The sequence below is a fragment of the Legionella norrlandica genome (genome assembly GCF_000770585.1).
GTDB lineage: Bacteria > Pseudomonadota > Gammaproteobacteria > Legionellales > Legionellaceae > Legionella > Legionella norrlandica.
Genome location: NZ_JNCF01000009.1, coordinates 21,828 through 37,194 on the forward strand (window position 1 = coordinate 21,828; position 15,367 = coordinate 37,194).

Consider the following 15,367-nt stretch of genomic DNA (forward strand, 5'->3'; position numbering starts at 1 on the left):
GCAAGGAGTACGAATGTTTAATTTCACACGTTGGAAAATAAAGAGAATTACAAAAAAGATTAGAGCTATGCAATCTAATAGAGTAAGCAATCAACCTGGAGATGAAGCCCTCAAGAAAGAAATTCTCTATTACTTTGAATTGGCTGGAATTTTTAAGAGATTAAAAGGGCATAAAAAATTCCCTTATGCAGAAATCATGATGGTTGAATGCTATAGAGCGGCTGCAAGTTTAGATGATTCGTCCGCTAACTTCCAATTAGGTCAAATTTTTCTTGAAGAAGCGAAATACAGACAAAAACTAGATAATGAAGGGATCTTTAATAGCCAAGCAAATTTAAGAAGGGCTCAGCAACTTTATGACGAAGCCCATGCACACCTCATTGCTGCCGAAAGATTAGGCCATGTAGGCGCTAAAAGATTAAGAGGTTTATGTATCATTAATGGCTGGGGAGTTGCAGTAGACAAAGACGCTGGATTCGAATTAATTGTGGCCAGTATTGAACAAGAGGGGAGCTGGGATAAAGTACCACAAATATTTGCATCTATGGGTTTAAATAAACCAGAATTTTTCTCAGCTATTATGCAGAGGAGAAAGAATCTATCTTAGGTGTTGACAATTATTCCTAATAAACAGTTCCTTAGGATTCTGGCATATAAACAGTTCCTTCAGGTCCTGGCGTATCACCACCCACGGGGCCGAACAGAGTGCCGCCTATAACATCTAATGTGCTTGGCAAAAATAAAAACATGCAAGCTATAAATATAAGTGCAATAGGAGTACCAATTGGTATTTGCGTTGGATTGTCTTTATGTTGTTTAAACTTTATAATGGCTCCAATAGCAAAGGCTATCCCAGCAAGATAGGACCCCGCTGTCATAAATTTGGTTAATGACACCAATGAAGCTGTGATATGGCTGCTGACACCTCCAAGATCCGTTTTTGTCACGAGGGTCACTTCGTCAGCATGGATAATAGAAGAAAAACCTGAAAGCAACAAAAATAAAATACATACGGACAGGTCACGTCTTAATAAAAGAACACGACTCATACAGTAATCCCCCCATTTTTAATTGAAGCGGAAACTAGAAGCTTAGACTACTAGAGCCAATTTATTTTTATAATTAAAGTATAATATATGCCCATGATTTTTCAAAAAGACAGGGCTTGTAATCGCCACCATTTAATTCTGACCTAAGAGCTCTAACCGACGAAAATAATCAAAATCAGGATTTTCTTGCCATAACTATTTAGCTGATTGTTTTGCGTTTAGCTCCAGAATTTAATGTACCAATTTATGATAGATTGTCCCCAAAACATGGCAATTAATCCAGAAATACATAAAAAAGGGCCAAAAGGAATTGCCGTGTCTTTTGACTTTTCTTTTATGTTTAAGTATATCAAGCCTATGATAGTGCCGGTTATCGAGGATAATAAGAGAATTAATGGGAGATACATCCATCCAAACCATGCGCCAAAAGCAGCAAATAATTTAAAGTCGCCATGTCCCATTCCCACCTTACCTGTAATCAGGTAAAAAAGGTTAATGAATAGCCATAAAGCTACATAGGCCCCAGCGCAGCTTAATACTGCAATAGGAAGGCTAACAAATATATCCTGGGTATTTGCAATAAGGCCTAACCATAATAAACCTAAAGTCAAGCTATCAGGCAATAATTGATGATCAAGATCAATAAAAATAAGGGGGATTACTATCCAAATTGCAAATAAAGCAAATAGCAATTGTAAAGTAAATCCAAAATGCCAACTGGCATATAATGATAAAAAAGCAGTTGATAATTCGATGAGAGGGTAGCGAATGGCAATTGGATTTTTACATTGGTAACAGCGACCTTTCAGTAATATATAGCTTAATATAGGAATATTTTGCCAAGCTTTTACCATGGCATGGCAATAAGGGCAAAACGAACGAGGGAGAAAGAGATTAATTTTAACTTTTTCTTCTGTTGGTTGCTCAATATTAAATAATTCGCAACATTGTTCTCGCCACTCTTGCTGAAGCATAATTGGCAAGCGATAGATGATAACATTCAGTAAACTTCCGATAGCCAAAGAAATCAATCCAATTGCTAAATACATAAACCAGGGATGATTTGTTATTAGTGTATGGATCATTTGCACTTTTTGGCCTTATGCATATTAAACTGCGGACCCTAGTTTGAAGATTGGTAAGTACATAGCAACTACTAATCCTCCAACCAAGATACCCAATATTGACATAATTATAGGTTCCAATAAACTGCTAAGAGCATCCACTGCATTATTTACTTCTTCTTCATAAAAATCAGCGACTTTACTTAACATTTTTTCCAGAGCACCAGATTCTTCACCAATAGCAACCATTTGAATTACCATATTGGGAAATAAATGAGTATTTTCCATAGCAACAAACATTTGTTGTCCTGTTGCTACTTCTTCTCGGATTTTATCAGTTGCTTTTGCATAAACAATGTTTCCTGTCGCACCAGCTACTGACTTTAATGCTTCCACTAAAGGCAGGCCGGCAGCAAAAGTAATCGATAGTGTTCTAGAAAATCTGGCAATCGCTGCTTTCTCCAGAATTGTGCCGATCACAGGGAATTTCAACATCGCTTTATCAATAGTTTGAGCAAACTCTAACGAGTGACTTTTAGCATAAAAAAAGCTATAGATAGCTCCGCCTAAAATGCCAAAAATAATATACCAATAGGCTTGCATAAATTCCGACATAGTAATAACAGCTCTAGTCATTGCTGGTAAATCGGCACCAAATCCTTTGAACAAGGATTCAAACTGAGGTACTACAAAAATCAACAACCCAGCAGTGACAAGAAATGCAACGATCATGACTGCTATAGGATAGGTTAAAGCTTTTTTAATTTTCTTCTTTATGGTTTCAATTTTTTCTTTATAGGTAGCTATCTTATCCAGCATGATATCCAATGATCCCGATTTTTCGCCAGCATCCACGAGATTGCAAAATAGTTCATTAAAATAAGCTGGATGTTTGATTAACGATTCTGAGAGTGTTAACCCCGTTTCAACATCATGTTTAATTGTTTCTATTAAGTCTTTCAATCGTTTATTGCTTTGTCCTTTGGCAACGATATCGAATGACTGAACTATTGGTATTCCTGATTCTATCATGGTAGCTAATTGTCGACTAAAAACGGTGATATCACCTTGAGTAATTTTTCTGTTTTTTCTATCAAATAGAGGTTTTCTTTTTTTTACCACTTTATTGGTTACTATCCCTTGCTTACGCAAATCAGCCTTAGCCAGTGCCAAGCTTCTTGCTTGAATATCACCCTCCATTTTTTGGCCAGCTTTATTAATGCCTTGATAATGAAAGGTTAATAAGGAATTAGCATTTTTACTCGTCATTAAATTAATCAACGGTTACCCGGTTGACCTCCTCTATGGTAGTAACTCCTTCTTTCACTTTCTCAATACCAGATTGATATATAGTAAGCATACCTTCTGATTGAGCTAGTTTTAAAATTTCTAGTGAGTTACCGCCGGACATGATCAATTGTCCTAACTCTTTTGTCATTGGTAAAACCTCAAATAAACCAACTCGACCACGATAACCACCAGTGCATTGATCACATCCCATAGCTTTATATAATTTTAGATCAACCAAATCAGCTTCGTTAAAGCCTAATTCTATTAATCCTTGATTCGTAAAATCGTCTCGTAGTATTTTGCATTGCTCGCATAATTTTCTTGCTAATCTTTGTGCAATGATTAAAGTAACAGAACTGGCAATATTAAATGTAGGGATACCCATGTTTACTAAACGGTTTAGTGTTTCAGCGGCACTGTTGGTATGCAAGGTGGAAAGAACCAAGTGACCTGTTTGTGCTGCTTTTATAGCAATTTCGGCAGTTTCAAGGTCCCTTATCTCGCCAACCATAATAATATCAGGGTCTTGTCGTAAAAATGAACGCAAAGCCCCTGAAAAAGTAAGGCCTGCTTTAGGATTAATATTAACCTGATTAATTCCAGGTACTTTAATTTCAATTGGATCTTCAGCCGTAGATATATTGACTTCAATAGTATTTAATATGTTTAAAGCAGTGTATAAAGTCACTGTTTTACCACTTCCAGTGGGGCCGGTGACTAAAATCATTCCTTGTGGGCGTTCGATTGCTTTAACAAAATTAGCACGTTGGAAAGGATTAAAACCTAAAGCTTCTATACCGAGTTTGGCAGCACTGGGATCAAGAACACGCATTACAACTTTTTCACCCCCGGAAGTAGGGCATGTGCTTACCCTAAAATCAATAGCACGTGCCTTAGATATTTTCATTTTGAATCCACCATCCTGCGGTACGCGCCTTTCTGATATATCTAAATTAGACATTACCTTGATACGAGCAGTAATACGCGATGCTAGGCTTACTGGAGGCGTGGCTACTTCGTGTAAAATACCGTCTTGTCTATATCGTATGCGATATTCTTTTTCATAAGGTTCGAAATGAATATCAGATGCTCCCTGTTTTATAGCATCCAATAAAATTTTATTGACGAATTTTACAATGGGTGCATCTTCAGTGACTGAAGTAACGGAATCAACATCTTGATCTTCATCTTCAACACTGATTTCCAAGCCGTCCAAATCTCCTGCATCCCCAACGTATTGAGATAGACCTTGGCTTTCTTTAGCAGATAATAAATTATCAATCAGTTGGTTAAGCTTATCTGTTTCTACAACAATAGCATGGGTACTAAGACCTGTATGAAATTGAATTTCTTTTAATGAGGCTTGTTTGCTAGGATCATCCGTTGCAAGGTACAAATTAGCTCCACGAGTAAATAAAGGAACCATGCTGTGGCGTTTAATCAGTTTTTCGTTCACTAAATTCATAGGTATAGAATCGATATCAATGCAATTGATATCAATCATAGGTACTCCAAAATTCTGCGCAGCGATGAGTGCGATTTGTTCAGCGGATAAAATTTTATTTCTTACAATATATTGTAATAAGGAGATTTTTTCTGACGCAGCTAATTTATGCAGTTCGATCGCTTTTGTTTTATCCAATAGCTTTTCCAGCACCAAAAGCTGGCCAATTCCTTGTAATCTATATTCTTCTGTGGCTAAAACCATTTTCTCAATTCAAAGTGTATATTATTTTTAAATATAGTTAAAAAAATAAATAATTTCACGGTGTTTAAAACGTTTAAAACGTAAAATTTTATTTCATCTTAGGGATAAGTAGTCCATTGTTTTATGAATTATAATTAACTATATCTATTATAATAATGTTGATATTTAAGCAAAAATTTTTATTCATGTTATTATGAAAGAAAGGAAACAATTCAAGCAGATTTGAAATTATTTTATTTCGATCGCAATAATGGGATTTAAATTTTATTCCATATAAAAGGTTTTTAAACTGAAAATAATTGTTTGCATATAAAACTCATTGTATTGTAGTTAATAAAAACAATCCGTCCTAAGGGTCAAATTTTGTTGATTGAACAGCAAATTAAACATTATCGCACTTTGTGTCAATGGTTCCAATCGCCATTAGGCGAATTTGTCTCTAAGGAGTTTACAGAGCAATTTGAACCCTTAAAAGAACTCTTGAAAGGGGAGACCTTATTACAGTTAGGGCATTGTGGGGAAAATTCTTGGCTGAATTTTCTTAATTTTAAAAACAAATGGATAGTATCTCCTTTTTCTGATTCAAGCAAAGTTCACCTTGAATGCTCGCTAAATCAAATACCAGTCAATAGAGATACTTTAGATTGTGTTTTAGTACCATTAACATTGGAACCATTTGGAAGTAATTTTAGTTTAATTGACGAAATTGATCGAATACTAAAACCCATGGTTTTCTGATATTTTTATGTATTAATCCATGGAGCCTATGGGGTGGTGCGGTGAAATGCGGTTTATTGCATTGTTATGCTGACAGAATAGTGAAGATGCGTTCTGCCTTTAATCTCAACAGAATCTTTCTACAAAGAGGTTACAAGCAGTGCTCCCTCACTCATTTTTGTTATATTCCACCTGTGAATAATTGTTCAATAATTAAAAAATTATCTTTCTTTGATGAGATGGGAAAAATGATATGGCCACTTCCTTCCGGATTCTATTGTTATATAGCTCAAAAATATGAACATATTAATCCATCATTAATCCGAGAAGCTGCAACCGAAGCATTAACAAAAGAATATAAGTCACCTCTGCAACCTGCAATAAATTAAGCAGCGCAAAACCACTTAATATTTGAAGATTAGCCCATACTTTTTGTATACTTTACCTTGCTTTAAGGTAAGGTGAAATACATGAAAAAATCGTTATTTAGAATCAGTTTTGCCAATCAAGATGAAATTTTTGAAATTTATGCTCGCTCGATAAAAGAAAGCGAGATGTTTGGTTTTCTGGAGGTAGAAGAACTGGTTTTTGGTGAGCAAACTGCATTGGTTGTTGACCCTTCTGAAGAAAAACTCAAGATGGAATTTAATGGGGTAAAACGAATTTTTATTCCAGTACACTCTGTGTTTCGAATTGATGAAGTATCCAAACAAGGCGTATCTAAAGTAAAGGATAATGTGGGCCATAGTAACAAAGTAAGGCCTTTTCCAGGCGCTGGAAAGATAAAAGATTAATTCATTTTTGCAAAATTTTTAAGGAAATACAAATGACTATTCCTAGTAAAATTAAAGCCGTATATGAAAAGTCAACCTGTCTATACACCTATAATGAAGTGGAAGCAGCATTAGATAGAATGGCAATAAAAATTCATGAAGCATTACAAGATAAAAATCCTGTAATTCTTTGTGTAATGATTGGCGGACTTATTCCTTTGGGGAATTTATTGCATCGGTTAGATTTTCCTTTAGAAGTGGACTATGTTCATGCTACTCGTTATCGTGGGGATTTAACTGGAGGGGAGATTCATTGGAAAGTTCGCCCATCGACTAATTTAGCAGGCCGCACTGTTCTAGTAGTAGATGATATTCTAGATGGTGGAGTCACTTTGGCAGCTATAATTAATGAGATTAAAACGCTTGGTGCTGCGGAAGTTTACAGCGCAGTACTAGTAGATAAATATCGCAAACGTGTTCCAAATGGCCTCCAAAAAGCTGATTTTGTAGGTTTAGAAGTGGAAGATCATTATATTTTCGGTTATGGAATGGATTATCACGAATATTTACGCAATGCCCCTGGAATTTTTGTAGTTCATCCGGATCATGAAGCACAAAAGTAAAGCAGAAAATTTTCAGCTCCAGATTAGAATAATTTAGCCGTGTAGCCAGCGGTCTTCCCAATAAAAAATGGTTGATCGCTGATATAAGAACCCAGATTTGCAGGCCAACCAGGGAATCTATTTTTATACAGGACAAAATAAGAAATTGCTTGAACAAATAATGAATAATTTGCTAATTTTAAATTGATTCCATATCATTGCTTATTCAACTCATCAAATGCCGTAATTTTGCCCTGTGCAAGAAAATCCAAATTTTCATACAAAATCTTAATGTTTTGTTAAGATTAGCTTGCCATAATATGTGCACTTAATAATCAATTAGAATAAATTATATGAAAAGTTCAAATCTGCTAAAGATCCTTGATGAGACTAATTATTCGTTTGAAATTTTAGGCAAACTGAGTGAAGCAAATTTTGCAATCACAGATATTACTGAAGACGGCGATTCAGTTTTACACCTACTGGCAAAATCTCGTCATGCAGAAGCCTATGATTTTTATGAATATCTCGATATAGTGGTGAACGCTGGTGCCGATGTAAATGCTGTCGATAAACAAGGTAATACTTTTCTAAGTTACTATTTAAATTGTATAAAGCCGAGGAATACAGAGGAAACCTTTAATTTATTGCTTAGGAATGAAGAGTTTGACATTAATCAAAGAATTGAAAGCGGTAAAACATTATTTGAATTTACCTGTAATTTAACCTTCAGTGATCCCTTAGAGTCTTTAATCAATCATAAAAAATTCGATCCTAATCAGAAAACATCGAAACATAATTCCATATTGTTGCATATGGTTTCTGAGAATGTATTCACATATACAAATTGCATCCAAAGTGTGATTAATAAGGTACAGACAAATCCCAATATTAAAAATAATGATGGGCAAACAGCTTTAGCTCTGATCTTAAGCAATACTCAATATAAAAATATGGAATGGATAACTGCTTTCATCAATCATAAACAATGTGATATCAATGCAGTAGATCATAATGGGAATAGTTATCTGCAACTTGCAATTATTTACTGTAGCTATCAAGCTGAAGAAGTTGCAAAACTACTTATTGAGAAAGGTATTGACGTTGGACATAAAAATACTGAAGGTAAATCTGTACTTGATTTGATTCATGAGAATGCCGCAGGGAGATCAGAGTATGGAAATAACCGATTATTACTCGAGCTTCTTAAACTTCATCCAGCATCTCTTCTTGAGAAATACTCAAATGGTAAAACCATCTTGGAGGAATTACTCAAAAGTCAGGATTATACTATCCAATCAGAAGTCGGAAATCTCATTAAGTTGTGTAAAAATCAGGGAAATTACGACGAATATCTTAAAAATATAATATCAGATTGTTTTAAAGACTTTCATCAAGGTTTGGTATCTGAGGAAACAATAGAATCTTTAACCAAAATGCTTATTGAAGCAGATATTAATGTAGATATCGAATATTGTTTTGCCCTTATTGCTATCCGTAACCCTACTTTTTATAAGGCGGCAATTAACAACAATTTTAAAATGTTCAGACCTGAGCTTAACCTAAAAGTTGTTATTAATCATATAAAAAATTTAACTAAAGAAGACAGCGAGGAGCGTTCAAATGCATTAAGTTATATTGGCGAATTTGGCTTTTCTTTGAACAATTTCGATGAGGATATACTTGCTATATACTCTAAGACAAAGCCTAATATTGAGAAAGCTACCAAAATGTTGGGTCATTTATTTTCATTAAGCGGCTCAATGCCTGTCAATAGCAATCTTATCGAACTAACCGGAAGTTCTTCTTGGGATGCTGTACCCTTTATGGTGCATTTAATGAATGCTTATGTTTCTCATTGCGAAAAAAATAGTAAGTACATTGACCATTTGGATTCCATTCAGCAAGTAAGAAATATGACAGTGAAGGCAATGCATTTTTATTTTCTATCTCAGATAAATATAAATAAATCCCAGGATGATTTTTTGGTATCCATGATAGAAGACAGCAAAAATTCAGGTGTTGAAATAATCACTGGCTGGCCTGGGCATGTAATAAATCTTATTATCAAACAGGATGACTTTTATCGCAATAACGGTGGTGGGTGCAGTACAGATATCACAACTGAACATTACAAAATATCTAAAACTGAGAATATAACAAAAGAAGTATTGGCAACACTTTATGATGAGAAAGAGAGTGAATCCAATAAAACATACATTCAGAAAGATCTGCACAATATTCTTGGATTGGTATTTTCCGAAGGTATTGCTGGAGATTTTCAAACAGTTGGTAATTGTGGACTTCAGAGTCTGTTAATCGCTTTGAAAATAAAATATAGGTTATTTTTAACTGAACATATTGCTGATGAACTATTTGTTGATACCATGCAATTTTTTAAACAGTTTTATTTGGAAGAATATCTTTCTCATTATTCTAGCCATCCAGTTTTGCCGCACCTGTTAATGCGGTTAATTAATCAAAAATTAATGCCTGAAGGACAATTGGAGTTAGCAGGGAAACTATTAGCGAAATATTTCAGCTCTGAAGCTTCTCAGGAAATCTTACAAACGGAGTTTATGTTGGAGAGGTGGCAGTTAAGAGTCAATGGAAAATCTACAGAACATTTTGACAAGCAGCTTAAGTTGCTTAGTGTGGCTCTAGGATCCCAAATGAATACTCGCCTGAAAATATTGGAGCACTTCCTCGATGATAAAGTAACCACCGAAGATTTGGATGAATTAAAGTCATGGTGCTTAAATGACCAATTTTTCCAAGGGTATAGCCTCTTGCATTTTGCAGTGATAAATAACAATTTATCTCTTGCTTCATCACTTCTTCAAATGTTCCCAGAAGCTGTCAATCAAACCAATTGGTATGATGAAGAACCTTTATGCCTGGTAAAATCTATTGAAATGATTGACATTCTGGTTAAGGCTGGTGCTAATGTCAACAGAACAAAAAGTGATAATGCACTGGATTGCGCAATAAGAGCGAATAGAATAGATTTGGTTAATGCGCTACTTAAACATGGCGCAAAGGCTAGTGAATACAGTGCTTATTATGCAGCCAGCAGGAATTCAAAAATTTTACAATCTTTAATTGAGTTTCACCCAGAAGCCGTTACAACGCGCACTCATAATTACAGTACTAGTGTTCATGCTGCAGCTAGAGTAGGGCATAATGAAAATCTTCGTACGTTAGTCTATTATGGAGGTGTTAATCCAGACGCAAGTGACGTGAATGGGATTACGCCTTTGCAATTAGCACTTAAAAATGGGCATAAAGACACAGCAAGGTTATTGATTCAATATCCAGGGACATTATTTAATCCGCCATATCGCGGGGACTCCGTAGTTAAGATGACTCAGGATGGAGAAATTCAAAAGATGATTGAACTTAAGGAGCAAGAAAAGAAAGCTGATCTTGAGTATTTTAATCTATTCAAACAGAGTAATCCTGGCATTGTTAAGGAGGATATAGATTATCTTATCGTTGCTATTCGTACTAACAATGTACGCGCTATTCGAGGATGTTTGCTTGCTTATCCTAATATTAAGGTTGTTAATATAAGCGATCATTATTGCACTACTCCTTTAACAGAGGCTATACGAAAACTAGGAGGGAGGAAACAAGGAGAAAAAGAATACGACAGCGCATTTGAAATTGTTCAAATGCTTTTAAAAACTCCAGGGATTGATATCAATGCCTGCATGGGCACCTCCGAGCCTATCATGTTCATGGCCACTTCTATTGGTGATGTTGCTGTTCTTGAGCTGTTTCTTGCCGATCCCAAACTGAACCCCAATAAACAAGATGATATTGGATATACAGCTTTGCACGATGCTGTGGAACGGGGACACTTGGACTGCGTGAAGCGCTTACTAGAGGATGAACGTGTTGATAGCACTATTGTCAATTATCAAAATCAAACAGCCGCGGAACTTGACGGTTTCAGATATGAAGTAGAAGAGTGCCGAGAGGAAGTACTCAAACATCAACAGTTTATGTATCGAAATAAGAGGCTAGCTGTTTGATGATCTGGGGTAGGATGGATTAACCTTTCCGGTCCGACCAGTCACATCAGTAACGAAAGTGATTATCCCCTATTATGTCTGATTATTTCGATAATCAGACATAATAGGGGCAACTGTTGGGCGGATTCAACTAGTAAGTGCAACTGCTCGTTTTTTAAAAAATCACTACAAGTTTAACTCGGATTTAATAAAGTTAATATCTGCTTAATTACGATATGTCCTAATTAATTTCCCGCCGGCCGCCTGCATCTGATATAGCCTATAATTAAAAGTATATTAAGAATAAATGGTGAATATAATGCCTAAGTACGGATTCTACTATGGATTCTACTACTCTCTGGAGGATGAATTCCGATTGATGAAATTTATCTTTTCTCAATTCCCACAATTGGTTAAGGTTTCCAGAAAAGTTTGGCCTGATGTGATTGCACAAGCAACACCAGAGCAAATGTCTATTCTAAAGCAACATGGATTCAACCCGAACCATCTGCCCAAGCATTCATACATATGTCAAGAGGACGGTGTTATTTTGGCATTGTCTCGCGGTAAGGAAGGAGGCAGGCTTGGTACTGGCTCACAAGCAATTCAAGTAAAGTTTGCAATTAATGAGCAATCTGCATTGTATGGGTGTAAAATAATGTCCGGAGCCCAAAAAGACGAATTGGAGTGTCAAATCGCTCAAAAGCTTGGATATATGAAACACAAGGTTCTGGACGCTAAAGGACCAGAACGCAATATATCCTCCAAAGATGGTAAATTGGCGTTTTCGAAGATTACATCATATCAGGCATTTACGTATCTTGGTAAATCACTCGATAGGGTTGATTTATCAGTTACACAAAAGAAGCAAGTGGCTAGAAAGTTGTTTTGGCAGTTATATCAACTCCATACTGCCGGTTATATTCACCATGATATCAAGCCTGACAATATTTTAATTGATGATTTTTTTCAACCCTGGATCATTGATTTTGGTTTATCCGAAAAAATTATAAAACAGGAAGGCCATGATTTTAAGTTCGTCTTGGCACCAGAGGAATATCAGCGTGAAGAAGAAAGGCAATATGATTGGTTTTATTTAAGTGAAAAAAATGGAAAAATAGTATTTTCTCTCAGAATGGTTGAGTCAGAAGGATGGATGCTCCCTCGACTGACTGATATTGATGCGCCATCACCGTTTACTCTGGAAGAACTTAATCGACTACCTGATCTTAAAGCTAAAATTATTCAATTTGCCTTGCATCATATAACTACTTACAACAAGCATCGTGGAAATCCAATGGCGTGTCCAGGAGAATTGATTGAAGGATATAGTACAGTTTATTCGAAGTCAGAAAATATGTGGATAAAGGCAGCAATACCTTTGACCATTGAAGGTAAAGATTTATTTGCTCTAAAAAAAACCTTAAGTTATTTTCCTGGTTTCTCTCATTTTTTTACTGAAAAAGAATATGCTAGTTTATCGCAGGAACTTCAAGCTGCACTGGATACAGCCAATGCCGATAAAGCTATCGCAAGACAAGATACCACCCTGTCAATGACTATACGCTTCATTGCCGAAGAATTGGATCAAGACAGCAATCAACTTTTGGCTTGGCCCGAGGAAAAGCAAAAATACCTTTGTGAGATTATTGATGTCCTGGATTTTTTTGAGGTTCACTGCAAATCTGTTCCTTGGTTCAAACGAAAGCCTATAATGAATTTAATCAGGAACGACAGAGCTACATTGCTTTCAGACAGTACAATAGTACTGAAGAACAAAGCAGAGAGGCTTAAAGCTTGCTTTGACTTTATTACAGAGAAAACCCTTGTTCCGCCAATGGTTGATCAGATATGGTTAAATATATCTAATCAATTAAAACAAGCGTCGATTAAACCACAACTTAATGAGTTTTTTCTTTATAAATTGGCACGAGGCTTCCTGCCAGGAAGGCAACACAAACATTCTGAAACACACAAACTGCTTGATGAGGAGTCAGCGCTTGCTACGGTTCTGCTACAGAATCCACACAACCGAGTGAATGACCAGAAGAACAACGATTTATCAGAAAACAAAGACTATTCAATTTCCCTTAAATAATAAGGCAAATTAAAGTTTGCCATGGAATAACTAAAAGTCAGCAAATTTCTGGATTTTGCGACTAATAATGGAGGTTAAGGAAGTAGTCAGGATACGTGTGTAGTTGATGCATTTGACTTGTTAGCTTCACCAAAATCCATCATATCATCATTTGGATGTTGTAAATATTTTTTGCATAATGCATATATTTTGTGTCTTTTTCGTTTAAAAATGTGTATAATGCTAACAATTTTAATTTTTTGTCCTAATGAGAACAGAATCATGAAACCAATCGAAGAGCAAATAATAAATAAGCTTCTGGAATCAAAGAAATTAGATTACTCCGCAAAATCTAAAATTGAGAAGACATTGGAGAAGCTAACTCAAGAGGAGCCACTAGGTACCTCAAGTGCAGAATTTAGAAATCATCCTGCCCTGAATGATTTTATCGCTGAAACCATTGATGAAGACTATTTTAATCTGTGGCTACGAATAGAGGATTATTGTAATAAAAATGATATTGCTTCGGCACAAGAAAAATTGAATCGCGTTGAGGAGGCACTAAAGGAATGCCTTAAAATGATCACGCCGCAAGCCAAAGCTCGTGGTACTGCAATGCTACCGAAAAAGGTTGCTAATGCACAATTTATGAGGAATCTTTACTCATTGAATGATGAAAGTTTAAGTACCCTATTCTTAAAATATTTACCCTCACCCAGAGCAAAAGTATTTGAGGGGCGAGATATGCCAGAAATAATCTCTAAACGAGAGAAAGACTCAACGAAAGCAATAATGAACATTCTAGCAAGGAATGAAAACGATCTGCCTTCGGTCGAAAGTAAGATTATTACGATACAGAGGATATTTAGAGCAAAGAGACGGGAAAAGGAAAACCTGCAACGCTTACCTCATCGTTATAAAAATCTATGGCAACAGCCTGGTATATCAATGACCACTGAGGATGCTGAAAAATTTGCCAAGGAATTATTGACAGACGCCAACAAACCTTATCAACCTAAATGTGAAGAAAATCTAGCCAAACGAATTATGGAAGCAGCAAAAAAAGTAGAATTATTTTCTACAGTACGCCATTTAACAGCTGCTTCTGCACTGGAATCTATTTTTAATGACGGTCTTTATGGACGGCGCAGTATGATACAATTCTATATGCCATTTAGACCAGCTTCTTTATGGCAAAGCGACATTGATGAAGGTGATGCCAATGTTGTTTGTCTGGGAGCTAATGCCATTGATCCGAAAGCAAACCATGGAATCGAACTGCGATTTGATGCAAAAAAAATAGCAGAAAACAATCCATGCGTTTTTTATAAACAAAGAGATTTAGGCTTCGATCTAAAAAAGATAAGAAGTGTTAGGATCGGTGATATCGACTTACATTTCTCACATACAGAGACTTACAGGTGCCAGCCACCAGAAACTTCTTCGCTAGTATTGTGTACTCCAAATGGATGGCAATACGCTTGGTCAAATGTAACAAAAGCTATTTTAATAGCAGATAATATAAATGAAATGCACCAAATCTTAACGCTCAATTTCTTTAGATTTGTTGATCGACTGAGTGATTCAGATTTTTTGGAAAATATCGATGATAAAAATAGAATATACTCTGCGTTAAGCAATCTAAGTGAGCAGGAGTTAGTAGATACATTGCTACAAATAGGGAAAAATATGACGGATACTATGGAGTTTAATTTTTATGGTGCGTATAAGATTAATTTTTCTGCTCTACTCACTATAAAGAATGACATTTCATCTTATACTTTAGACTTGCCTAGTTTTATTAATGAATTAAACGCGGGCAATCTTGAAAAATTAAACGAGGCTAGAACAAAATTACCAGAAATATTCAATAGCTACCGCTTTATTGATTATCTACTGTCAGCTTCGAATAATGAGAGAGTGATTGCTGAATTACAAGAACAAAGAGGGAAATGCACTCTCCCTGCTTGGATGAAAGAAGCAGGTGAAAGTTTCAAACCAATTTTATGAGAAATAGATAATCCCCTACTATTCTTTAACATAAACATCGTAGGTAACCGTTCAGTGCGCC

Annotated in this window: 10 protein-coding genes and 1 pseudogene; 7 read left to right on the forward strand and 4 right to left on the reverse strand. The window is 35.7% G+C overall.

Annotated features, from left to right (window positions below; translation table 11 throughout):
• Window positions 1-13: 13 nt before the first annotated feature.
• Complete coding sequence (locus OK13_RS03655; protein WP_035887792.1) at window positions 14-607, forward strand: SEL1-like repeat protein; 594 nt, start codon at window positions 14-16, stop codon at window positions 605-607.
• Window positions 608-638: 31 nt separating this feature from the next.
• Here the strand turns inward: OK13_RS03655 and OK13_RS03660 are convergent, their stop codons facing one another.
• The 4 genes from OK13_RS03660 to pilB all read right to left on the reverse strand — a co-directional run bounded on the left by OK13_RS03660 (window position 639) and on the right by pilB (window position 5,111).
• Window positions 639-1,049, reverse strand: coding sequence for a hypothetical protein (locus tag OK13_RS03660; protein ID WP_081964852.1), 411 nt, complete (start codon window positions 1,047-1,049; stop codon window positions 639-641).
• A 218-nt stretch (window positions 1,050-1,267) separates the two neighbouring features.
• Entirely contained in the window at window positions 1,268-2,134 is an 867-nt protein-coding gene (locus tag OK13_RS03665; protein ID WP_035887794.1) for a prepilin peptidase, read from the reverse strand.
• Window positions 2,135-2,158: 24 nt separating this feature from the next.
• Window positions 2,159-3,382 (reverse strand): type II secretion system F family protein, encoded by a 1,224-nt coding sequence (locus tag OK13_RS03670; RefSeq protein ID WP_035887886.1) that lies wholly within the window; start codon window positions 3,380-3,382, stop codon window positions 2,159-2,161.
• Window positions 3,383-3,386: 4 nt separating this feature from the next.
• Window positions 3,387-5,111 (reverse strand): type IV-A pilus assembly ATPase PilB, encoded by a 1,725-nt coding sequence (gene pilB / locus OK13_RS03675; RefSeq protein ID WP_035887797.1) that lies wholly within the window; start codon window positions 5,109-5,111, stop codon window positions 3,387-3,389.
• 363 nt (window positions 5,112-5,474) lie between these two features.
• On the opposite strand from pilB, the pseudogene OK13_RS03680 reads away from it, so the two are divergent.
• From OK13_RS03680 to OK13_RS03705, 6 genes and pseudogenes are all read left to right on the forward strand, one after another.
• Window positions 5,475-6,217: pseudogene (locus tag OK13_RS03680) on the forward strand (methyltransferase domain-containing protein).
• Between the two features lie 81 nt (window positions 6,218-6,298).
• Window positions 6,299-6,622 carry a DUF1820 family protein gene (locus OK13_RS03685; RefSeq protein WP_035887800.1) on the forward strand — a complete coding sequence of 108 codons (324 nt, stop codon included), beginning with the start codon at window positions 6,299-6,301 and terminating at the stop codon, window positions 6,620-6,622.
• Window positions 6,623-6,654: 32 nt separating this feature from the next.
• Window positions 6,655-7,224, forward strand: a complete 570-nt coding sequence (locus OK13_RS03690) for a hypoxanthine-guanine phosphoribosyltransferase (protein ID WP_035887803.1) — start codon at window positions 6,655-6,657, stop codon at window positions 7,222-7,224.
• Between the two features lie 332 nt (window positions 7,225-7,556).
• The gene (locus OK13_RS03695) at window positions 7,557-11,240 is read left to right on the forward strand and encodes an ankyrin repeat domain-containing protein (protein ID WP_035887805.1); all 3,684 of its coding nucleotides are present in this window, start codon (window positions 7,557-7,559) and stop codon (window positions 11,238-11,240) included.
• Between the two features lie 298 nt (window positions 11,241-11,538).
• Entirely contained in the window at window positions 11,539-13,317 is a 1,779-nt protein-coding gene (locus OK13_RS03700) for a protein kinase domain-containing protein (RefSeq protein ID WP_160264732.1), read from the forward strand.
• A 261-nt stretch (window positions 13,318-13,578) separates the two neighbouring features.
• Complete coding sequence (locus tag OK13_RS03705) at window positions 13,579-15,306, forward strand: hypothetical protein (RefSeq protein ID WP_035887808.1); 1,728 nt, start codon at window positions 13,579-13,581, stop codon at window positions 15,304-15,306.
• Window positions 15,307-15,367: the final 61 nt, after the last annotated feature.